Origin of the sequence: Bacillus cereus group sp. BfR-BA-01330 (genome assembly GCF_022663885.1) — a bacterium.
In the GTDB taxonomy this organism is placed as follows: domain Bacteria; phylum Bacillota; class Bacilli; order Bacillales; family Bacillaceae_G; genus Bacillus_A; species Bacillus_A cereus.
Genome location: NZ_JAKUGK010000011.1, coordinates 91,977 through 113,820, shown reverse-complemented (window position 1 = coordinate 113,820; position 21,844 = coordinate 91,977). Strand labels below are relative to the sequence as shown.

The following is a 21,844-nucleotide window of genomic DNA, read 5'->3' as shown; positions in this document are numbered from 1 at the left end:
AAAAAGACTGCTGAGATTCCTCAGCAGTCTTTTTTTATCCCCTCTATTACATCCACATTACGGAATTAACAGCATAATCATGAAAAATATACTTATTATGACAAATGTTAAGAAAAGTCTTTCTTTATGAAATCGAATCCATATGCGTTGCTTTTCTACCTATTATATGGCTAAATAGGTACTATATTTATTTGAAGGGAGAGAACGCAATGGAACATCATACTTCTGTTCTATCACTTATGGTTGTCGTTGCAATCGCGTTTTTCGTTCCCCTTTTGTTACAACGCTTTAAATTAAAAGCACTTCCTGTGGTCGTTGCAGAAATTATTGCAGGAATCTTTGTAGGTAAAAGTGGGTTTAATATTATTGAGCCAGATATATGGCTTCAAGTTTTATCAACATTAGGATTTATCTTCCTCATGTTCTTAAGCGGTTTAGAAATTGATTTTTCTATCTTTAAACAAAAAGGGAAAAAAAATACGACAAACGAACCAAATACATTTCAGGCAGCAAGCATTATCTTCTTATTTATTTTCATCTTATCTTATGCCCTATCATTACTATTCGTATGGCTAGGATTCGTAGATAATGCAATGTTCATGACTTTAATTATTTCAACTATTTCTTTAGGTGTTGTTGTACCAACATTAAAAGAGAATAACTTAGGAAAAACAGCAATTGGGCAAATCATTTTATTAGTCGCTGTTATTGCGGATTTAGTTACAATGATTTTACTCGCTGTATTCGTCGGATTAAATTCCGAAAGCGGCCAAAGCATGTGGCTTCTTCTTCTTCTATTCGGCGCTGGTATTGTTATTTACTTTATTGCAAAACGCTTTAAAAACATTCCATACTTAGATAGTTTAAAAGCTGGTAGTGTACAAATTGATACACGAGCTGTTTTTGCACTCATTTTAATCTTAGTTGGGTTATCGGAATCTGTTGGAGCAGAAAATATTTTAGGGGCCTTCTTAGCAGGTGTACTCGTATCGTTATTATCACCAAATGAAGATATGGTGGAAAAACTTGATTCTATCGGCTACGGTTTCTTCATCCCTATTTTCTTCGTAATGGTTGGTGTAAATCTAGAGGTGTGGTCTATTTTCAAAGAACCTTCTAGCATGCTAATGATCCCAATCTTAATTGTAGGACTCTTTATTTCAAAACTCTTACCATCACTCGTCTTAAGAAAATGGTATCCACGTAATATCGTACTTGGAAGTGCAATTTTATTAACATCGACACTTTCTTTAGTTATTGCGGCTGCACAAATTGGTGAAAAACTGGAGATCATCAGTCCAAGTTTATCTGCCTCTCTTATTTTAAGCGCAGTTATTACTTGTATTTTTGCACCTATATTGTTTAAAAAAATGTTCCCAAAAGTAGAAACACCAAAACCAAAAGTAGCTATTATTGGCGCGAGCAGAATTACCCTTCCGTTATCACTAGATTTAAAACGAGAAGATTATGACGTAACGCTATATATGATGCGTCAAAACAAAATAAATGATGAAGAAGCGAAATCGCACGACTTCCCTATCGTGAAATTGGATGACATCACAATCGCATCATTAACTGAACAAACAGCATTTGATGCAGATCGCGTCGTTGTTGCAACAAGTGATGATGAACAAAACTTATTATTGGCAGAACATGCAAAAGAGCTAGGTGTTGAACATGTTATTGCAAGTGTAGAAGATCCACTTCTACAAGAAAAAGCAACGCAAGAACATATCGCTGTATTCTCAACAATTAACTCTACACGTATTTTATTACGTGCGCTTATTGATAAACCTAGTCTCGTTCGCTTAATTACAACAGCAAACGAAACAGTCCGTGAAGTTGAACTACGGAGCAATAAATATAACGGCGTTGCACTTCGTCGCCTTCCGTTTTTAGGTGATGTACTAGTCATTCAAATTTATCGTGGAAATAAAGCATTAATCCCACATGGGGATACAAGACTACAACACGGTGATACATTACTTGTAACAGGCTCAAAAGAACATATCGATACACTAAAAAACATATTAGAATAAAAAAATGCCCCTCACATAATTGAGGGGCATTTTTTCCGTTTCATATGGTAAAATGTTACTATCACATATTATGGGGATGGATTACATTATGTCTATTATAACTTTAGCTCTCTTATTATTAGCCGAAATACTCGTTGCCATTATTCTCATCGGTGTTAGTATTGAGATTTGTAGTTACGGATGGAAAAAATCGAATGGAATAAAATATTCTTGCCTCCTACTTTCACTCCTTCTTGGAACTGCTAGCATACTCGGACTTCTCGCCGCACCTGCCTATTTCTTTATACAATTAACAGAAAAAGCGTTATAAGAAAGGATGTTAATATGATTACCGTGAAAAATATTGAGGGATCTGAAACTTACGTATTACGTCAAAAAATTTTACGCCCCAATCAAACATTAGCAGATTGTAAATACCCTTCCGATTATGAAACAGACACCTTCCACTTAGGCGCATTTATAAACGATGAACTAATTAGTATCGCTTCCTTCTCAAAAGAAATATATCCCGACTTACCAACGGGTATTCATTATCGTCTACGAGGAATGGCAACATTACCTGCATTTCGAAACAACCGTGCTGGAAGCTCCTTAATTCAGAAGGCGGAACAAATCTTGCAAGAACGCCAAGCAAATATATTATGGTGTAATGGCCGAATTACTGTAGCTGACTATTACAAACACTTAGGCTTTCAGGAATATGGTGAAATCTTTGAAATTGAACCGATTGGCCTTCATAAAGTACTATATAAAAGAATATGAGAAAAGCTTTCCTCAATATGGGAAAGCCTTTCTTATATTTCAATCTTCTCTTTTTATTTTTTTCATATATATGTATATAAACAAACTTGGAACTAAAAAACAAGCAAACATAATAAGTCCTGTCATACTAATTTCCTTTATCGAAATATCTGGTGTTACAACGATACAAATAGCTAAAATCCCAATAATAATACCTACCGGAATGAATAATAGCTTCATAAAATAACGACGCGACACTCCGCCCGTATGCTCATACACTTCCACTGAATTTTTCAGATTTAAAAAGTTAATAATTATTATCCCGCCCATAAATACCATTAATAAATCCGAAACACTTTCATATCCTGCCCCTTGCAAGACATAGCGGTAAAAGACGATAGCTAGTATGACGATATTTTGTAAGATGAAAGCTAATCTAATATGTTTTAACCCTTCAATCATTAAACGTTCATCTTTCACGATTTTCATCCTACCACTCCTTTTCCTCCCAAAACAAATCATTCAACGTTTTATCTACTGCATAACAAATTTTTAAACATAAATCTAAAGATGGATTGTATTTCCCCTTCTCAATTAAACTAATCGTTTGCCTTGTAACGCCTACTTTTTCTGCTAATTGTTGCTGTGTTAAATCTAATTGAACACGCGCGACTTTTATTTTACTTACAGCCATTCATGTTCCTGCTACTAAAAATATAGACAAATGTATATTCTTAGAGTATTCCTGCTTCTACGTGCCCTGCCTCGCTAATCACTTGCTACTACAGTTTGCTGTGACACTTCACAGGCGTAAATTCCGATGTAGCCCACCGTACATATATACAATCTATTTACGTTAGTATTGTATATTTTTTTGCTTGTAAAAGGTTGATTGACGCATTTAAATCTCTATCTATTACATTGCCACATTCACATGTATATACTCGGTCAGACAGCTTTAAATCCGACTTTTTTTGACCGCAACATGAACACATTTTAGAAGATGGATAGAATCTGTCCACTTGCCGTAGTTCAATTCCATATCTCCTACATTTCGTTAATAACCATGTTTTAAAAGCATAAAAACATTGTTGCGCTACAGCTTTAGATAGATGTTTGTTCTTCATCATACCTTTCACATTCAAATCTTCTACTACAATAAACGTTGGCTTGGTTTTCACCACATCATTTACAATAGACTTTACATACGCTAATCGAATATTTGCTAGCCTAGCATGTAGTTGTTGCACCCTAAGAATATTTTTGTTTATATTCGCTCTTTTATTAGTAACAGGTTGTTCACCTCTCTTTCTTATATTTTCAAATTTGCGTGATAAAGAGCGTTGTTCACGTTTTAACCGTTTTTCTATCTTTTTTACTTGTACTGTTTTATTTATATTTTTGTGAGTTTTTCCATCGCTACGTACAGCGAAGTCTTTAATTCCCAAATCAATTCCTAGACCTACTGTATTGAGAGTTGCATTTGGTTTTACCTCTTTCACTTCACAGAGTATAGACACATAGTATCTTCCTGCTCTTTGATATACTGTACCACTTTTTACAATTGTATTTTTTGAAATATATCCATACTCTTTTAACCTTATCCAACCAATTGTAGGGACTTTTACTCTATGTCTTTCTACTGTCCAATCTGTTTTGTTGTTTTTCGGAAAGTAGCACTTCACATCTTGCTTCTTCTTTTTTTTATATCGTGGAAACTTAGATAAACCTTTAAAAAACCGCTTAAAAGCTTTATCTCCATTCATAATCGCTTGTTTTACCGCTTTGCTCGACACTTCTTTAATCCACTGGTCACACTCTTTTGTATGAATGTTGTTTAACCATTTGGAAAAGTCATAACCACTAAGAAATTTCCCCTCCGACTCATATACCTCTTTATTTTTAGAGATATACAGGTTATATACATATCGACACACCCCAATAGTTTGACGGATTTTACTAATTTGTTCAGTTGTCGGTTTGATTTCTATTAAATATGCTCTTTTCATAAGTCTTCATCCTCCGACATTTTCTTTTTGTATTTTCTCAACCCGTATATTCTACAGCTAAATACATGAATGATAGATATTAAATCCTGAACAAGTTCTTCTTGAATACCCATATATTTCTTATACTGTTCTTCTGTATAATATCTTCTTCCTTTTGGGTTTCGGTAAGCAGGTAAAACAACTTGATTGTCCCACCTTTGCAATGTCTTAACAGAGACATTAAGCATTTCTGAAAATTCTTTCGGTTTATATTGTTTCATAATTACTTTTCACTATATATGCCTACTTTTGTCTATGTTTTTGTTTACTGTTTCTTTCTCCTCCACCCTTATTATAATATATATTCCAATAAGTAATTTATATTTTACATTACTAATTTAAGTTTCACTTTATTATACACAAAAAAGGAGCCCCTCATAAGAAGCCCCCTCTCCTATATTATAAGAATAAATGACATCCAAATAAAATTGTAAATAAGTATAGTAACGGATGCACTTCCATCCCTTTCCCTTTCACAATTTTCAAGACTGGATACACTAAAAATCCAATTGCAATTCCATTCGCAATACTAGATGTTAACGGAATACCTATAAAAATTAAAAATGCTGGTAACGCATCTTCAAATTCATTCCAATTAATATCTCGAATGCTTTGTGCCATTAAACTACCTACTATAATTAATGAAGGAGCTGTAATAGCGGCTACACTTGATAAAGAAGCAATAACAGGACTAAAAAATGCCGTTATAATTGTTAGACCAACAACTACAATCCCTGTTAACCCAGTTTTACCACCTGCAGCAATACCTGCTGACGATTCAATCGTCGCTGCTGTTGGGCTTGTTCCAAAGATAGAACCTGTAGTCCCGCCAATTGCATCTGCAATAAACGCTTTACCAAAACGCTTCTCTGTATTGTCTGTAATTAAACCTGCTTGTTTAATTAAACCAAGTAATGCACCTGTTGTATCGAATAAAAGTACAAGTAAAAATGAAAATACAACGCCGTATAATCCGTATTCAATTACATCTGAAAAGGCATTGATTGGGTTTGAAACGATGATACCCTCTGGTAAATGAGGCATCGCCACAATTTTATCAGCAAACTTCAATTGCCCTGTAAAGAAGGCAATAATTCCTGTCACAATCATACTAATAAATAATGCACCGCTCACACGCAATGTCATTAATACCGCCGCTAATATTAAACCAATTAAAGTTAAAATAACAGCTGGAGAATGAAAATCACCAATCGTAACTAAATTAGACGGATGATCCACGATAATTCCAGAAAGGCGCAATCCAATAAAAGCAATAAATAGTCCAATTCCACCTGCAATTGCATGCTTTAAACTATCAGGAATTGCTAAAATTAACTTTTGCCTAAAAGAAGTAAAAGATAATAAAAGAAAAATAATCCCCGTTACAAATACAGCTGAAAAGGCAACTACATATGTAATCCCTTCTGCCTTCTGTACAACAGAATAAGCAAAATATGCATTCATTCCCATAGCTGGAGCGATAACAATCGGGTAATTCGCGAAAATCGCCATACCTACTGTTCCAACAACGGTTGCAATAATTGTTGCTGTAAACGCTTGGTCAAATGGTACACCTGCATCAGATAATATTTTTGGATTGATGACAAGAATATACGCAAATGTAAAAAAAGTTGTGATGCCAGCTAAAAACTCTTGCTTCACAGAAGTATTATATTTTTGTAATTGAAACATGCTTATGTACCCTTCCTACACCTGAATTATTATCACACATTCTTTTTCTTACTAGTATGTGAGAAAATATAATACTTAATCTTAACAATCAATAAAAAGAAGAGTCAATATATTCCCTAATAGTTAGAATTTTAAGTTTAAGTCTGACAAGTACAGATGTAGTACAGTTCATTATGATTATTTTTGTAGCATAACAGATAGAAATGTTTTATAATTTGAAATAGTTAAATATTTAGTAAACGCATTCAAATATCGTTCACTCTACAAGGGGGATTCTTCTTATGCAGCACACAAACAAATCTGGAACTTTAAATCGTGGTTTAAAAGAACGACATATTACTTTAATGTCACTGGGCTCAGCTATTGGCGTTGGGCTATTTTTAGGATCCGCTTCCGCCATTAAACTAGCAGGTCCTTCTATTTTGCTAGGCTATATGATTGCCGGTCTCGTTATTTTTTTCATTATGCGAGCGCTTGGGGAAATGGCAATTGAACAACCTGTTGCTGGTTCTTTTAGTAAATATGCATATGATTATATTGGACCACTCGCTGGTTATATTACTGGTTGGAATTACTGGTTCTTATGGGTTGTTACTTGTATGGCTGAAATTACAGCAGCTGGTATTTACATGCAGTACTGGTTCCCAGATATCCCGCGCTGGACTTGGGCATTACTTGCTCTATTATTAATGAGCGCTTTTAACTTCTTATCGGTAAAAGTATTTGGAGAACTTGAGTTTTGGTTTGCTCTCATTAAAATTGTCACAATTATCTGTATGATAGTAGTCGGAGCTGGTATTATTTTATTCGGATTCGGAAACGGTGGTATCGCTACTGGTATTTCAAATCTTTGGTCACATGGTGGCTGGTTCCCAAATGGATTTTCTGGGTTACTACTCTCCATGCAGATGGTACTATTCGCTTATTTAGGCGTTGAATTAATCGGTGTTACAGCTGGTGAGGCTCAAAATCCGAAGAAAACACTCGCAAAGGCAATCGATAACGTATTTTGGAGAATTCTACTCTTTTACGTTGGGGCATTATTCGTTATGATGGCAATTTATCCATGGAACGAACTTGGTGAGAAAGGCAGTCCATTCGTATTAACATTCCAACAAATTGGTATCGCAAAAGCAGCAGGTATTATTAACTTTGTCGTATTAACAGCAGCTCTTTCTTCTTGTAACGGTGGTTTATTTAGTACAGGCCGTATGCTATATACATTAGCTCAGCAGAAAAAAGCTCCTGAAAGATTTGGTCGTTTAAATAAAAATGGCATTCCAAGCCAAGGAATTGTAGCAACTGCTATCGTTTTACTAATTGGTGTTATATTAAACTATCTCGTACCTGCAAAGGTATTTACATGGCTTACTAGCATTTCAACTTTCGGTGCAATTTGGACTTGGGGAATTATATTAGTCGCTCAAATTAAATTCCGTAAAAGCTTGCCTACTCAAAATAAACAAAAGTTATCGTATAAAATGCCTTTATACCCATTAAGCTCATATTTCTCACTCGTTTTCCTTGTATTAGTATTAGGTATAATGGCGTATTCAGAAGATACACGAATTGCATTGATTGTCGGCCCAATTTGGCTTATCGGCTTAGCAATCGTATATTACATGAAAGGGTTTCATAAGATTGATGAAACACCTAACTCAAAAATTAGTTAAGCAAAACATCCCTTCCTTATTACTTGGAAGGGATGTTTTTATATCTATATAAATATTTCTCAACAAAATTCACGGTATTTTTACAATTTTTTAATATTTTTTATGTTTTCCGTCTTTATTTTTACAGAAAAATAAATTACATTATTAAAGCACATATATTTATTATTAGGGGGATTCTTCTATGAAGAATAAAAAATGGATTACATTTTCTTTAGCAACAGCAATTACACTAAGTATAGGGACCTCGTTCATACCGTCTACTTATGCCGAAAGCTCTGTAGACCCAGCTCCTGAAATTGCTGCAAAAGTTGTAAATCAAAACAATGGGAAGAAAGTATTATTCGATAATACACACGGTCAAACTGCTGGGACAGCTGACTGGGTTATTGACGGCGGCTTTTCTGACTTCGGAAACGGCATTGCAAAAAACGGATATCACGTAAAGGAACTTCGTAAATCAACACCTATTACGTACGAAGACTTAAAAGATTACAATGTATTTATCGTTCCAGAAGCTAATATTCCTTACAAAAAATCTGAGCAGGACGCTATGTTACAATATGTAAAAAATGGTGGTAGTATCTTCTTTATTGCTGATCATTACAATGCAGATCGTAATAAAAATCGCTGGGACTCTTCTGAAGTATTTAATGGATATAGACGCGGTGCTTGGGATAATCCAGCAAAAGGAATGTCTAATGAAGAAGCTAATTCACAAGCTATGCAAGGAGTAGAAAGCTCTGATTGGCTCTCTGACAACTTCGGTATTCGCTTCCGCTACAATGCACTTGGTGATGTTTCAGCGAAAACAATTGTATCGCCTGAACAATCTTTCGGAATTACAAAAGGTGTTTCGTCTGTAGCAATGCATGCTGGTTCTACTCTAGCAATTACAAACCCAAAACTAGCAAAAGGACTTGTTTACCTTCCAGAAAATCCATCAAAATGGAATAACGCTGTTGATAGTGGCGTTTATAATGGCGGTGGTATTGCAGAAGGCCCATATGCTGCTATCGCAAAAGTAGGACTTGGAAAAGCTGCCTTTATTGGTGACTCTTCTCCTGTTGAAGATGCTACGCCAAAATACGTTCGTGAAGATTCTGGCCAAACAAAGAAAACTTACGATGGTTATAAAGAAGAAAACGATGCGATTTTATTAGAAAACATCGTAAATTGGTTATCAAATAAAGAGACATTTACAAGTTTAGATCAAGTAAATGGTTTACAACTTGATTCACCTACAGCTCTACAAACATTTGAACAGCCAAGCTTATCAACAGAACCACAACCTGAACCTTGGAGTGCACCAAATGCAGGTTATCAATGGTTTAATACAAATACTTTTAAACCAGGTTCATACGGTTATAACGGTGCGGTAACAACAAGCGACTACGTCGTTACACACCCTAGCATTCTACCAAACAATGAAATTTTCCAAATGAAGATTCAAGTAAATAACTTACTACCTAATACAACGTATAACAACTATTCTTTAGGTATCTTCACTACCGGTGGAACACAAGTGGCTAAAGTACAAAATGCAAACGGCACTTGGCCATCTACTTTCGGATATAGTAGTGCATTTTCTTTCACAACAAACAGCTTAGGCTCTGCTGAGAAAGTTGTAAATGTACAGATTGATTCAAATACAACTGGACAAGCAACGCTTCGTCTACGCCAAAATACAACAACGAAATATAATGAAACTGTAACGATTAATAAGAAATAATAAAAAAGGCAATCCATACATGGATTGCCTTCTTCTCACTTCTCTTCCTTCGAGAAAAACATTCTTGAAATAACGATACCTATACTACCGACGATTAGGAATAACACTGCCCTAATCATCATCGATACCTCTGGTAAGTCAAGTAAGAATAACTTCCCTACCGTTACGACTAAAACGACTAAACCAGCATATAATATTTCATTCATATTTCTATTTCTTCCAAACCAAACCGCAAATAATGCATATACCATCCATAATAACGATACTGATACACTAATTACGCTTCCATCTGTAGATAAAACTTCACCGATTCTCGTAATTGTAATAAATACAATTATCATAAACCAATAGAGCACTATAGAATACATATATTTGCCGAAGCTCGCTAATACTTCTTTCGCTTCTCTCATGCAATAATAGAACGTTCCTATTAAAATAAGATGAGCAACAAAGCCTGCCGAAATAAATTGATCAAACGGGCTAAAAATAGTCTGTATCATTCCAATTGCGTAAACCGTCGCACTAACATACAATTTTATCTGTTGTTTTACTTTAATAGAAGTGACCATGCCGAGGAAACCTTGTAACAATAGTACAATCGCTGCATTCACTAAACTATACTCATATAAAATTGCTAAACTAAATGCTCCCATTGCGAAACCAAATAAGAGATTTGTAAATGTAGAATGTCTATTTTTCCTATATTCACATACGAACATAGCGGCATGTACGAATGCACTAATAATCAATCCCCATGTTGTAAAATCAGGTATTTTTGAAATAGCTAGTATAAAGAACACTGCATTCGCACTAAATATCGCCAAACGTGGTTCTAGTATAAAACTTCTCTCCGTAAACATATGCCAAAATAATAGTAAATGAATCAAACCATATACAATCGTTAACTGTATTTGCAAGTTCTCTACTAACATTGACATAACAGCAAAGAAAACGAAAAGGACAATGGCAGCAACAGCGTAAGAAATCATATATAAGTATTTATAACGATTTTTCAACGCATACCATAATAAACTAAGTGTTAATACTGTCTCATATCCAAAGAAAATATAAGGATTAGGAGTCGTACTATTTAACAAGAATGGTACGAAGAACGCACCGACCGCTACGAAAATAGTGAGATATTCCGATTGATATCTTTTCGCTAAATAAATCCCTAAAATAACCCATGCAATATTACAGAGAAACGCGACACTTGCCGGAATAAATCCATATAAATAATGTGCTGCAAACGTCGTTAGAACAATCCCGGTAATACTTCCTCCAGCTAATACTAATCCTAACGCTTGCCGCTCTCTTTTAATTTGAATATCTCCTATATAATACAACCCGATAGATAATGCGATACCAAACACAATTCGTATCGCTGGTGTTAATAAACCAGCATCTACCCCTGCTTTAAATAACCAGATCACTCCAAGCAACATAATACCGACAAATACACGCGGTAACCACGTCTGACAAAACTTAATAATATTAAATGGCTCTGGTTTAAAAGCCGATATATCTACTTGTTTTAACTCAGGTTCTTGCAAAGGCTCTTTTATCTTAACTATTTCTTCTTTTGGCTTTTCCTCCATTACCGTTTCAATATATTCTTTCTTGTTCTTACTAACATGTTGCTGAGCGTTTTCTACTTCTATTTCCCTCTGCTTTACTTTTAATTCAGCAAGTGCTTCTTGAATTGTTTCAATTGCCGTTTCGAGTGCTTCTATTTTCTTATCCAAATCCTTCTTCATACGCTCCCCCCTTATTCGTAACTCTCATTGAACCTATATATTACCAATTATCTTTATCATACTCTTAGTCTATTCATTTTCAATAGTATTTTTCCAAAAAAAGAAAGGTGTCTTCCCAAAATAGGAAAACACCTTTTTACTCATTTATTCTTATTTAGAAAAATGCTAACGATAAAACCAAGACACATGCCTACAATAGCTGGAACAATCCACCCAACACCTTCTGTATAAAACGGGATGTATTTTAATGCTGACGTCCACTGATTCATCATTACATTTTTATTTAAAATGTCAATTGCACTAAATATCGCTACAACCAAAACAGTTACTGCATATACGTATGCATACTTTCCAATATACTGATGGAATAACCCTAGAATAATAAGCGTTAACGCAATTGGATAAATAAATCCAAGAATTGGTACTGATACTTTTAAAATTTGCGTTAACCCTAAATTAGCTAAAATCATACTAACAACGCTTACTATAAATGCCCACAATTTATAAGATACTTTCGGAAATGCACTCGCAAAAAATTGACTACAAGACGTAACAAGTCCAATTGAAACACATAAACACGCGATAGTAAAAATAAGACCTAATAAAACGACTCCGCCCTGTCCAAATAATGTAATCATAACTTGTGCTAACACTTTCGCACCGTTATCAAATGTTCCTAATGAGCCACTAATTGCCCCCACATATCCAAGGATGACATAAATAATAGATAATAATAGTCCTGCCCCAATTCCAGCAATACTCATATATTTCGCTAAACCTTTATCATCTTCAATACCCTTTGCACGTAATGCATTTGCAATAACAATTCCAAAGATTAAAGCAGCTAACGCATCCATTGTTAAATATCCATCTAAAAACCCTTGAAACATAGGAGCTTGGCCATAGTTCCCTATTGGTTCTTTCATATCTCCTACTGTTGTAAACATACTCTTTATAAAAATGAGTGCAATCATACATAATAATAATGGCGTCAAGACTTTTCCAAACAACCCCATTAATTTAGATGGGGATAAACTTAACCAGTAAACAATACTAAAGAAAATAACTGTGTAAAACAATAATAATCCGTTTCCTGCTTCAGGGAATAACTGACCTGGCCCCATTTCAAAAGCTAAACTTCCCGCACGGGGTATACCAAGCCCAGGTCCAATAAATACATACACGATACATGGAAAAATAATTGCAAATGAAGAATGAACCCTACCCGCTAACGTTTGAAAACTTCCTGCTTTTGCAATAGAGATAACACCTAATATAGGAAGACCTGTTGCTGATATAATAAACCCTACTAATGAAATCCAAACATGTTCTCCTGCTTCATACCCAAGGAAAGGTGGAAATATCAGATTCCCTGCTCCAAAGAACATAGAGAATAACATAAGGCTAATAAGTAAAATTTCTTTTTTCTGTAACAATTTCATTTCTTTCTCCTTCTTTAATTTCATCTTTTATGAAATCAATTTCACATATAAAAAAGTACAATAACCCGCTTCCTTACAAAGAAAACATAGTCCATAGTCTATCACAAAAGAAACACCCATTCTATAGCTATTCCTCTTTTCCAATTTCTTCTGAAAAATCAACCTTTATTGACTTATAATAGTTAATAAAGTAAAATATTAAATGTACAAAATTATTAACTTTGTTTTTGTTTGTGTCAGGAGGAAAATAACATGGAATCAGCGATACAACTAGAAAGAGAACAACAAAGAAAAAAGAAACATCCTCCAGGTTTATACTTACTCTTCTTTACAGAAATGTGGGAAAGATTTAGTTACTATGGATTACGAGGATTATTAACATTATATTTAACGACAGCTTTAGTAAGCGGTGGTCTTGGGTTTAGTCCCGCATGGGCACTCTCTATTTACGGATTTTATACTGGGGCCTGTTATTTCACACCAATGATTGGTGGATACTTAACAGACCGTTTTCTAGGTAGACGAAAAGCAATCACAATTGGTGGTATAACAATGGCAATCGGTAACCTTACACTATTTGCCTTGCAAAACCAATTAGGCCTATACCTCGGATTAGCGCTTATTATTATCGGTAACGGATTCTTCAAACCGAACATCTCTACACTGGTTGGAGAATTATACGAAGAGAACGATCCAAAACGTGATAGTGCATTTACCATTTTCTATATGGGTATTAACGTCGGTTCATTTTTAGCTCCACTCGTTTGCGGATTTTTATCAGAAAATTTATTCAAAACAACAGTTGATGGCGTTGTACATTACGGATTCCGTTACGGTTTCTTAGCCGCTTCAATCGGAATGATCATTGGACAAATTTTATTTACAACACTATCAAATCGCTTCCTTGGTAATATCGGTAAAAAACCAACTCGCGATTTACAAACAGCTGCTGGACAACCATCAGTAGGAGATACACCATTAACAAAAAAAGAAAAACAACGTACCGCAGTTATCGTCATTTTAACATGCTTCGTTGTCTTCTTCTGGGCTGGCTTTGAACAAGCTGGTAGCTCATTAACATTATATACAAACAAATTTGTAGACCGCTCTGTGTTCGGATGGGAAGTTCCAACATCTTGGTTCCAATCGGTCAATCCATTATTTATTATTTTACTTGCTCCAGTCATTTCTGCATTATGGGCAAAACTTGCAACTCGCAAGCAGGGTGATTTAAAAATCCCAACTAAAATGGGACTTGGTATGATCTTGCTCGGTATCGGTTATATCATTCTCGTTATCGCTACATTAAAAACAGGTAGTGATGAACATAACATTACAGAAAAAGCAAACTTACTGTTTATCGTCTTTACGTATCTTTTCCATACGTTAGGTGAGCTATTCTTATCACCTGTCGGACTATCAATGGTTAGTGCGCTTGCACCGGTAAAATTAGCATCTTTACTAATGGGTGTATGGCTAGCAAGTTCAGGTATCGCCAACATTTTAGGCGGACAACTTGCAAGCTTCACAACTTCACTTGGATACGCTGAAGTATTCACAGTTATTGGCGCTGTGGCAATTGTACTAGGTTGTGTTTTATTATTAATTTCTAAGAAATTAGTGAAATGGATGGATTAAAAAAGATGAGGAATTTCTCCTCATCTTTTTTTATGCTGTTTTCCCTTGTTCTATTGCTTGTTCGTACAGCTCTTTATGTTCTTTATATTCACTTGGTACGAAACTCTTATAGAAGAATGAGAACCAGCTGTCTCCCTTTTTATACCCTTCTTCTCGAATTTTCGCTGCTTTTTTATTCGATTTAAATCCTTCAGTAAACCATTTCTTTAACAATTCATTTCTTTCATACTTAGCAGGAACTTTTAAATCATAGTTTTCAAATGCATACTTATAGCCAGCTTTTTCTACTGCCTTTTTTGTAGATTTATAGCCTTTTTCATACGCTGTTTCATATGCCTTCACGTATACTTCTTTCTCTCTATTTCCAGGATTCTTTTCAGCTAGTTCTTTCCCTGTCTTTTCCCCTAACTCAGCTTGCTCTTTTTCAATTTTTTCTGTTCTTTCTTTATTCCCTACTTTGAATCCGTCTGCAAAGTTTACCTTAAACTCTGAAGCAACTTGACTATCGTCCATCGTCTCTTGTGCTAAACCTTGTTCTTTTCCTTTTTCAAAATGCGTTTTCTTCTGCTCTTCTAAAGACCATGCGGCTGCATAAGTCGCTTTAAACGCTTGTTTATATGCATCAGATTTTCCAGCTACATGCACTTCTGCATCATTTTTTCCTGCTTTAAAATCAGTTTCTCCATTCTTTTGACCTTCAAGTTGACCTTTTTCCATATCAGCTTGGCGCTGCGCTTCCTCTTGTTTACGTGCCTCTTCAGCTTTTCTTTGTTCCTCGGCTACACGTTGTCTCTCTTCTTCAGCTTTACGCTGTGCTTCTGCAGCACGTTGTTTTTCCGCCTCGGTATTGCGCTGTGCTTCTGCTTGTCTCTCAGCTTCTACAGCACTATTATTATTCTGGCTAGGAGCTGGGCTCGTTGCACCACTACTAGAAGCTGGTTTATTATGATAATGATATTCCCCGTACTGTAATCCCCATTTCTCACAATTTGTACGACACGTATGTCCTCCATTAGCATCTGTACGCCCTGGATGTGCATAAGCTGAAATCGGAGCTACCAATAACGCTATACTCGTTGTTAAAAGAAGTTTCTTCACCTGTTGTCTCACTCTTGTTCCTCCCAAAATATAGAATCCTAACTTTATTATACATAAATAGAATAATATTTGAATACAAACCAAAATATTCTATTATTTCTCAACATTAGTAAAAAAGAAGGTGAACTCTTTAAAGAGTTCACCTTCTTTTTTACTTCTTCGCCTTCGTTCTTACTAAATCACCAGCAACAACATAACGCTTAGAATTATCCTTTACAGATACACATGTAATAAGCGTTATCTCATCTTTCCCATGATCCTCTACAACTTCCCACTTATCAGGAGTCACTTCAGATACACCAGTAACCGCATACTCATATTCATTTTCATTGTCATACAAATAAATTTTATCGCCTTTTTTCAAAGAAGCTATATCACTAAATAAAACACCTTTTTTAGACATGTTATGTCCTGCTAATGCGTAATTTCCTTTTCCCATAACTTGATTCTCTTTTACTGTCGCTGCACCTGATAATAAGTTTTTTTCAGTAGAAGCTTTTAAAACAGGCAGTTCTACTGAAACACTTGGAATCGAAATACGACCAATTACTTGTTTCTTATCTAATGATGCATTCGCTACTTCCGCCAAGTCTGGTTGATTAATTTTGGAAGCATCTACAAATTCCGTCTCATGCTTTTCATAATCCATCTTTTGAACAGCCTGCACATTTTCAGTCTGTTTCTTTTCAGCCTGATATCCATCATAAAATGGCTTTCCAATTAACACGCCACCTACAACAAATAGCAGAATTGCTACTATACTATAAATTCTTTGCTTATTCATACACAGTTCCTTTCCCTTACAAAATCTTACTCTATATAAAATGATAAAATAATATCGCTATATGTACAAGTATTAGCTTAAAAAGAAACCTTCTTGCCAGTGCAAGAAGGTTTCTTTTTAAGCTAATTTATTTCTGTATAGTGATACGTGAAATACTGTCATTTGAATAAAGAAAATAGAAAATAGAATATATAATGGGTATCCAGGAAGATATTCATTAATAATAGGCGAAAAAGTTAAAAATCCAACTGCACAAGGTAACACAAACCATAACGATACAAATGTTGTTCGACAAGCTTTATCCGTAATCGCTTTTTCACGTTCATCTTCTAGCGGAAATAATAATGGATACATCCAAAAAGATAAATTCTTATATTTTTTCTTTTGAATTCTATAAAAAATTGTAACTATAATTGCTCCAATAAATAATAAAATGAATGGTACTCCATTAAACCATACTTCAAATGGGAATTTCTCGTTTTTAATTATATCTGCTAACTCTGTAATGACACTATAAAATTCAACAAATGTCCAGCATGCTAAAGCAGTATAAAGCACGTTTATGATATAAGAAAAAACAATTCTATTCATCCTCTTCCCCCTCCTTATTTAAAACAAACACATCTTCCATCTTTAACTGAAACACATCACAAATCGTAAGTGCTAATAACAACGAAGGAACGTAATCCCCTTTTTCAATTGCAGCAATTGTTTGTCTCGTTACTCCAACCTTTTCTGCTAATACACTTTGCGTAAAGTTAAAACGAGCTCTTAATTCTTTTACTCTGTTTAAAATGGTCAAATTTACCACCTCTCACCATTATTGTATGCTATCCTTAACAAAATGTAAACTCAACTTAACATTATTATTATAAAAAAATCCAACTCTACGTATTGTAAAGTTGGATTACTTGTTAGTTTAAAATTTTAACTTTAACTGTTCTTCTACCCCAGTCATTAGCTTGAGCTGAATTTGGCATTAATAGATCAATGATATGCCCTTTTATTGCACTACCAGTATCTCCAGCAATTGCTGTTCCATATCCTTCTACATATACAGTAGAACCTAATGGGATAACAGATGGATCTACAGCAATTAATTTCATGTTTGGATTTGCAGTTAAATTATGTCCTAACTTAGATTTTACAGTTTCACCCGGTTTATAGCCGTTTTCAGATGGGTCAGCTGTATAAGCGGTTGCTGTTACGTAAAATTCTTTTCCACCTTGAGTTGGTTTCGTATCAGGCTTAGACTCTGTTTCTGTATTTTTTGCTACAGGTTCAGCTGGTTTACTAGCTTTTTCCTGCTTTTGCTTTTCAGCAATTTCTGCTTGTGCTTTCGCTAAAGCTTCTTGCTCTGCTTTTGCAGCCGCTTCTGCTTTTGCACGCTCTTCCGCTGCGATTCTTGCTGCTTCTTGCTCACGAGCAATCGTTTCTTGTACTGTCTTCATATTTGATTCAATTTTAGCTTTCTCTTCCGCTGCTAAATTAAGTTGACTTGCAACTTCATTATATTTAGCTTGAACTGTTTGTAAGTTATCTTGACGTTTTTTCAAGTTATCTTGCAGTTCAGCTTGCGCTTTTGCTAATTTTTGTTTGTCTACTACTAAAGATGCTTCTTTTTCGTCAATTGTTTTCTTATCTTCTTCAATTTGACGAAGATCTTGTTCTTGTAGACGTAAAATTTCTTTATCAGCTTCTAGAATAGTAGAAACTGCGTTCATACGTTGTAAGAAGTCTGCAAAGTTTTTTGACTCTACTACAACTTCTACTACTAAACTTGTATTTGAACTGTTTTGAACAGAAACCATACGTTTTCTCATAATATCTTTACGAGCAAGGACTTTATCCTCCAAAACGACAATTTCTTGCTTTTTTTGCTCAATCTGCTTATGTGTTTCATCAATTTTACGTTGAATAGCAGCTTGATCCTCTTTATTTTTTGCAATTGTATTATTTAAATTATGTAGTTCGTTTTCGATACCTTTAATTTCTTTACTAACAGCTTGCTTCTCTTGCTCTTTCTTTTGCATTTCTGCATCGTTTTGTTGCAATTGCTGTTGCATGTTGTTAAGTTTCTCGTCGTTTGACTCTGCTTTAACAGCGACTGTACTAGAAAGACCGATAATTCCTGCTAATACTAGACAGCTGATTCGCTTAAAATAGTTCATAATCCGACTCCCTTCTTATACAGTTATACATGATTTATTTTACAGTTTGTTTACAAAACGATTAAATACAGTTTATTTTTCGTGACGAAAAAAAGAGAATTATGAATAAAATGTAATAGATTCTTAAATATTTAACAATTCCTATATTTAAAAAATACAAAAGATGCTAAAATCCAAATATAGAGAAAATATAACTTTCGAAGGCGGTTGAAATAAATACATGTTTACTCAAAAAAAAACACTCCAACATACAATTGCTCAATTAGAAGAGCGTATACAAGAATTAGAATTAGAATTAAAACAAAAAGATATTGAAAAGCAAGAGACTATTTCTACTATCCACGATCGTGTACAAAGCGTTGTCCAAGAGCATCAACTTGTAAATAACCAACACAATACACTTCAAAGCTTAGTTCAACAATTAAGTTCATGTTTCGAAAATGTTTCAACACGTACGACACATTCCAATGAGTTAAATAATGAAATGTTACAAAAGGAACAAAGCTTAATTCAGTCTATTGCAGAAATTATTGACTGCTCTAATGAAGGAAAAGAATCCGTTCACCGCTTACTTATTGTAATTAATAAATTAGGTGAACAATCTCAACGCACGTCTAATAGTATGAATCATCTAAGCGAACGCTCAAAGGAAATCGAGCAAATTGTAGAAGTCATTCAAAACATTGCAGCACAAACAAATTTACTTGCTTTAAATGCGAGTATTGAAGCCGCGCGTGCTGGAGAGCATGGTAAGGGATTCGCTGTCGTTGCCAATGAAGTAAGAAAACTAGCGGAAAGTACAGCAGAAAGTACAAAAAACATCGGCAACTTAACGAAAAAAATTCAAGAAGAAATTGAAAAAGCATATGATAACACAAAAGATAATTTACATTTAGTTGATGAAGGTGTAGAAATGAGCGCCGATACAAATGCTAGAATTGAAAATATTTTAGTTATGATTCAAACGTTACAAAATGGTGCTACAAATGTTATTAAGGCTATCGAAAACCAAAAGTCTTGTAATGATGACATATTACGAGAATTCGCTAACACGCAACAAATGTTCCAAAAATTAAATACTACTATTATGAATCATATTCATGATGCTGAAAAAGTCGATGTTCAATTGTCTAAAAGTCTTCAAGAAACAGTAACTTCTTAATTAAAAATAAAAATCCCTTATACTGCTATAAGGGATTTTTATTTTATTTCGAATATTTATTTCTTTTCAATATTCATCCATATCTTTGTTATAATGGAAAAGTTGTTTCTTTCAACTAATAAACAAGGAGGTTATTATGGAACAATTTTACTACGTTTTAAAATATTTAATTCTCGGTCTGTTCCAAGGACTAACAGAACCAATTCCGATTTCTTCAAGTGGTCATCTCGTTTTAGCACAACATTTGCTAGGACTAAAAATAGAAGGGTTTAGCTTCGAACTACTTGTTAATTCAGCTTCATTATTAGCTGTATTACTTATTTATAGAAATGATTTAATTCGTCTAACGAAGAATGGTCTCTCTTATATATTTACAAGAGCAGAAGACGCAAAATCAGATTTCTTCTTTATTATTTATCTTGTTATTGCAACCATTCCAGCAGGTGTTATTGGTGTTTTATTTAAAGATTACATCGATCAGTACTTAAAAGGTGTGAAGATGGTTGGGATTTCCCTTCTTATTACTGCTGTCGGCCTTTGGATTATTAGAAATTTACGCGGTCGTAAAAATGATGGCGACCTTTCTATGAAAGATGCAATCATCGTCGGATTAGCACAAGCTTGCGCACTGATTCCCGGAATAAGCCGATCTGGTGCCACAATCGTAGCAGCAATGTTACTTGGTATGAAGCAAGAAACAGCACTTCGCTTCTCATTCTTACTATACATTCCTGTTAGCTTAGGTGGCTTATTGTTAAGCATTACAGACATTGCAAATGATCCAAATCTAGACACATTATTCGTACCATATGTCGTTGCATTCATCGCAACATTTATCATGACGTATATTTCACTAAAATGGTTTATGAACATTATGGCAAAAGGAAATTTAAAATATTTCTCTTTCTATTGTATTATCGTAGGTGTACTTACTCTTATTTTCTTATAAAGTAAAACTTACAAATTGAAAGCGAGTCATCTAGTGTAATAGAATGACTCGCTTTTTTATACCTCTATTAAGTTAAAATCTATTATTTACTTAGAATTTTCTGAATAGTATAATATTATTTAAGTTTACTATTACAGTAATTCTATCTTTCCTACTATTATCGTAAAAGAGGTGTTTATATGTTTATAGTTACTAAACTCATTCACATTAAGTACGAATATGAAAATGAGCTACTTTATGGGCTTAAACAATATTATCCTTCCCCTGGAACGAACGGTTGTATTAACATAGAGTTTTCACATGTTCATCGTACAAATGATAAGGCAGAATATATGATTCGTCTGTTATGGAAAACATAACAAGATTACCATACATGGCTTTCTCAAAGAGAAGGCCATGTAACTTTGAAGCACAAAATACAAGGCTATATACTTTCTTCCAAATCAAATGCTACCTATGTGCATTAACCCTTCTCTTTTTATTCCTTACGAGGGGCAAAATGATAAAGTGAAACTTTAATCAGCCCTCATCAATCGGGCTGTTCACAAATAACAAGATAAGGACCCTCTTACTTTTCATACTGTAAAAGGGCTTCTCTTATGCATACACTTTCTTCTCTTGACAATACAAACGAATAACATGTTTATTTTGTTGAAATACATCATGCGTCAGACGAATAATAATAAAGTTTCTTTTTGTTTGATCATCATGAACAAAAATCTGTTCTCCCTCCTGAAAACGCCATGCACTTTCAAAAGTCGTAATATGATCCCCACTTACAGAAAAAAGTTCATATCGCATCTCTTGTACCCTCTCTCAACTTACATAATCATAATATCCTCATATTAAATTTATTATAACTTAATTCCTATAAAATTAGTAATTATTTCTATTTCGAAAGATTTTAACTTTGTATTTAAA

Annotated in this window: 20 protein-coding genes and 3 pseudogenes; 9 read left to right on the top strand and 14 right to left on the bottom strand. The window is 34.4% G+C overall.

Translation table 11 applies throughout. The features are described 5' to 3' along the window. The first annotated feature begins 209 nt into the window (after positions 1–209). Genes MR112_RS26130 through MR112_RS26120 form a run of 3 tightly spaced genes read left to right on the top strand, consistent with a single transcriptional unit; the run spans position 210 to position 2,801 of the window. The gene (locus MR112_RS26130; protein ID WP_000399962.1) at positions 210–2,039 is read left to right on the top strand and encodes a monovalent cation:proton antiporter family protein; all 1,830 of its coding nucleotides are present in this window, start codon (positions 210–212) and stop codon (positions 2,037–2,039) included. A gap of 52 nt (positions 2,040–2,091) precedes the next feature. Then, positions 2,092–2,349 carry a DUF4022 family protein gene (locus tag MR112_RS26125; protein WP_000926991.1) on the top strand — a complete coding sequence of 86 codons (258 nt, stop codon included), beginning with the start codon at positions 2,092–2,094 and terminating at the stop codon, positions 2,347–2,349. Between the two features lie 14 nt (positions 2,350–2,363). After that, entirely contained in the window at positions 2,364–2,801 is a 438-nt protein-coding gene (locus tag MR112_RS26120; protein ID WP_000633767.1) for a GNAT family N-acetyltransferase, read from the top strand. Between the two features lie 39 nt (positions 2,802–2,840). On the opposite strand, the gene MR112_RS26115 is transcribed toward MR112_RS26120, so the two are convergent. The 6 genes and pseudogenes from MR112_RS26115 to MR112_RS26095 all read right to left on the bottom strand — a co-directional run bounded on the left by MR112_RS26115 (position 2,841) and on the right by MR112_RS26095 (position 6,520). After that, entirely contained in the window at positions 2,841–3,269 is a 429-nt protein-coding gene (locus tag MR112_RS26115; RefSeq protein ID WP_000706629.1) for a hypothetical protein, read from the bottom strand. Between the two features lies 1 nt (position 3,270). Then, positions 3,271–3,474 (bottom strand): helix-turn-helix transcriptional regulator, encoded by a 204-nt coding sequence (locus tag MR112_RS26110; RefSeq protein ID WP_000301183.1) that lies wholly within the window; start codon positions 3,472–3,474, stop codon positions 3,271–3,273. A gap of 157 nt (positions 3,475–3,631) precedes the next feature. Further along, positions 3,632–4,789: an RNA-guided endonuclease InsQ/TnpB family protein gene (locus MR112_RS26105; protein ID WP_042884452.1), complete on the bottom strand. Its 1,158-nt coding sequence runs from the start codon at positions 4,787–4,789 to the stop codon at positions 3,632–3,634. After that, a pseudogene (locus tag MR112_RS29105) lies at positions 4,786–4,893 on the bottom strand (IS607 family transposase); the annotation flags it as partial. The pseudogene MR112_RS29105 and the gene MR112_RS26105, both read right to left, overlap by 4 nt. Before the next feature lie 27 nt (positions 4,894–4,920). Next, a pseudogene (locus tag MR112_RS29100) lies at positions 4,921–5,049 on the bottom strand (MerR family transcriptional regulator); the annotation flags it as partial. Positions 5,050–5,227: 178 nt separating this feature from the next. Then, a complete protein-coding gene (locus MR112_RS26095) occupies positions 5,228–6,520 on the bottom strand; it encodes an NCS2 family permease (protein ID WP_000487192.1) in 1,293 nt (430 codons plus the stop codon). Between the two features lie 281 nt (positions 6,521–6,801). On the opposite strand from MR112_RS26095, the gene MR112_RS26090 reads away from it, so the two are divergent. After that, positions 6,802–8,193 (top strand): amino acid permease, encoded by a 1,392-nt coding sequence (locus MR112_RS26090; RefSeq protein WP_001164897.1) that lies wholly within the window; start codon positions 6,802–6,804, stop codon positions 8,191–8,193. Between the two features lie 181 nt (positions 8,194–8,374). After that, the gene (locus MR112_RS26085; RefSeq protein ID WP_000791509.1) at positions 8,375–9,922 is read left to right on the top strand and encodes a DNA-binding protein; all 1,548 of its coding nucleotides are present in this window, start codon (positions 8,375–8,377) and stop codon (positions 9,920–9,922) included. 35 nt (positions 9,923–9,957) lie between these two features. Here the strand turns inward: MR112_RS26085 and MR112_RS26080 are convergent, their stop codons facing one another. Beyond that, positions 9,958–11,679 carry a DUF2339 domain-containing protein gene (locus MR112_RS26080; RefSeq protein ID WP_000710917.1) on the bottom strand — a complete coding sequence of 574 codons (1,722 nt, stop codon included), beginning with the start codon at positions 11,677–11,679 and terminating at the stop codon, positions 9,958–9,960. A 140-nt stretch (positions 11,680–11,819) separates the two neighbouring features. After that, positions 11,820–13,121 carry a branched-chain amino acid transport system II carrier protein BrnQ1 gene (gene brnQ1, locus MR112_RS26075; protein WP_000771689.1) on the bottom strand — a complete coding sequence of 434 codons (1,302 nt, stop codon included), beginning with the start codon at positions 13,119–13,121 and terminating at the stop codon, positions 11,820–11,822. Between the two features lie 252 nt (positions 13,122–13,373). Here brnQ1 and MR112_RS26070 point away from each other — a divergent pair, with 252 nt between their 5' ends. After that, entirely contained in the window at positions 13,374–14,759 is a 1,386-nt protein-coding gene (locus tag MR112_RS26070; RefSeq protein WP_000443143.1) for a peptide MFS transporter, read from the top strand. A gap of 30 nt (positions 14,760–14,789) precedes the next feature. Here the strand turns inward: MR112_RS26070 and MR112_RS26065 are convergent, their stop codons facing one another. From MR112_RS26065 to MR112_RS26045, 5 genes are all read right to left on the bottom strand, one after another. Beyond that, entirely contained in the window at positions 14,790–15,869 is a 1,080-nt protein-coding gene (locus MR112_RS26065) for a YHYH domain-containing protein (RefSeq protein WP_086404089.1), read from the bottom strand. 139 nt (positions 15,870–16,008) lie between these two features. Next, the gene (locus MR112_RS26060) at positions 16,009–16,641 is read right to left on the bottom strand and encodes a class A sortase (protein ID WP_001041726.1); all 633 of its coding nucleotides are present in this window, start codon (positions 16,639–16,641) and stop codon (positions 16,009–16,011) included. Between the two features lie 117 nt (positions 16,642–16,758). Beyond that, the gene (locus MR112_RS26055) at positions 16,759–17,232 is read right to left on the bottom strand and encodes a DUF2178 domain-containing protein (protein ID WP_001080043.1); all 474 of its coding nucleotides are present in this window, start codon (positions 17,230–17,232) and stop codon (positions 16,759–16,761) included. Next, complete coding sequence (locus tag MR112_RS26050) at positions 17,225–17,443, bottom strand: helix-turn-helix transcriptional regulator (protein WP_000154019.1); 219 nt, start codon at positions 17,441–17,443, stop codon at positions 17,225–17,227. Before MR112_RS26050 ends, MR112_RS26055 begins: the two co-directional genes overlap by 8 nt. Positions 17,444–17,555: 112 nt before the next feature. Continuing rightward, complete coding sequence (locus tag MR112_RS26045; protein WP_001105783.1) at positions 17,556–18,812, bottom strand: 3D domain-containing protein; 1,257 nt, start codon at positions 18,810–18,812, stop codon at positions 17,556–17,558. A gap of 220 nt (positions 18,813–19,032) precedes the next feature. Here MR112_RS26045 and MR112_RS26040 point away from each other — a divergent pair, with 220 nt between their 5' ends. The 3 genes and pseudogenes from MR112_RS26040 to MR112_RS26030 all read left to right on the top strand — a co-directional run bounded on the left by MR112_RS26040 (position 19,033) and on the right by MR112_RS26030 (position 21,390). Beyond that, complete coding sequence (locus MR112_RS26040) at positions 19,033–19,974, top strand: methyl-accepting chemotaxis protein (RefSeq protein WP_242245669.1); 942 nt, start codon at positions 19,033–19,035, stop codon at positions 19,972–19,974. Between the two features lie 136 nt (positions 19,975–20,110). After that, positions 20,111–20,923 carry an undecaprenyl-diphosphate phosphatase gene (locus tag MR112_RS26035; protein WP_000434794.1) on the top strand — a complete coding sequence of 271 codons (813 nt, stop codon included), beginning with the start codon at positions 20,111–20,113 and terminating at the stop codon, positions 20,921–20,923. Between the two features lie 179 nt (positions 20,924–21,102). After that, positions 21,103–21,390 (top strand): annotated as a pseudogene (locus MR112_RS26030) (hypothetical protein). A gap of 130 nt (positions 21,391–21,520) precedes the next feature. Here the strand turns inward: MR112_RS26030 and MR112_RS26025 are convergent. Further along, complete coding sequence (locus MR112_RS26025) at positions 21,521–21,724, bottom strand: hypothetical protein (protein WP_001268332.1); 204 nt, start codon at positions 21,722–21,724, stop codon at positions 21,521–21,523. Between the last annotated feature and the right edge of the window lie 120 nt (positions 21,725–21,844).

What these genes read in the sequence shown, in the direction of transcription:
- MR112_RS26085 (WP_000791509.1), top strand. Translation starts at nt 8,375, where the DNA reads ATGAAGAATAAAAAATGGATTACATTTTCTTTAGCAACAGCAATTACA.
- MR112_RS26025 (WP_001268332.1), bottom strand. Translation starts at nt 21,724, where the DNA reads ATGCGATATGAACTTTTTTCTGTAAGTGGGGATCATATTACGACTTTT.
- MR112_RS26055 (WP_001080043.1), bottom strand. Translation starts at nt 17,232, where the DNA reads ATGAATAGAATTGTTTTTTCTTATATCATAAACGTGCTTTATACTGCT.
- MR112_RS26120 (WP_000633767.1), top strand. Translation starts at nt 2,364, where the DNA reads ATGATTACCGTGAAAAATATTGAGGGATCTGAAACTTACGTATTACGT.
- MR112_RS26125 (WP_000926991.1), top strand. Translation starts at nt 2,092, where the DNA reads ATGTTACTATCACATATTATGGGGATGGATTACATTATGTCTATTATA.
- MR112_RS26040 (WP_242245669.1), top strand. Translation starts at nt 19,033, where the DNA reads ATGTTTACTCAAAAAAAAACACTCCAACATACAATTGCTCAATTAGAA.
- MR112_RS26115 (WP_000706629.1), bottom strand. Translation starts at nt 3,269, where the DNA reads ATGAAAATCGTGAAAGATGAACGTTTAATGATTGAAGGGTTAAAACAT.
- MR112_RS26130 (WP_000399962.1), top strand. Translation starts at nt 210, where the DNA reads ATGGAACATCATACTTCTGTTCTATCACTTATGGTTGTCGTTGCAATC.
- MR112_RS26105 (WP_042884452.1), bottom strand. Translation starts at nt 4,789, where the DNA reads ATGAAAAGAGCATATTTAATAGAAATCAAACCGACAACTGAACAAATT.
- MR112_RS26060 (WP_001041726.1), bottom strand. Translation starts at nt 16,641, where the DNA reads ATGAATAAGCAAAGAATTTATAGTATAGTAGCAATTCTGCTATTTGTT.
- MR112_RS26035 (WP_000434794.1), top strand. Translation starts at nt 20,111, where the DNA reads ATGGAACAATTTTACTACGTTTTAAAATATTTAATTCTCGGTCTGTTC.
- MR112_RS26070 (WP_000443143.1), top strand. Translation starts at nt 13,374, where the DNA reads ATGGAATCAGCGATACAACTAGAAAGAGAACAACAAAGAAAAAAGAAA.
- MR112_RS26090 (WP_001164897.1), top strand. Translation starts at nt 6,802, where the DNA reads ATGCAGCACACAAACAAATCTGGAACTTTAAATCGTGGTTTAAAAGAA.
- MR112_RS26045 (WP_001105783.1), bottom strand. Translation starts at nt 18,812, where the DNA reads ATGAACTATTTTAAGCGAATCAGCTGTCTAGTATTAGCAGGAATTATC.
- brnQ1 (WP_000771689.1), bottom strand. Translation starts at nt 13,121, where the DNA reads ATGAAATTGTTACAGAAAAAAGAAATTTTACTTATTAGCCTTATGTTA.
- MR112_RS26095 (WP_000487192.1), bottom strand. Translation starts at nt 6,520, where the DNA reads ATGTTTCAATTACAAAAATATAATACTTCTGTGAAGCAAGAGTTTTTA.
- MR112_RS26110 (WP_000301183.1), bottom strand. Translation starts at nt 3,474, where the DNA reads ATGGCTGTAAGTAAAATAAAAGTCGCGCGTGTTCAATTAGATTTAACA.
- MR112_RS26080 (WP_000710917.1), bottom strand. Translation starts at nt 11,679, where the DNA reads ATGAAGAAGGATTTGGATAAGAAAATAGAAGCACTCGAAACGGCAATT.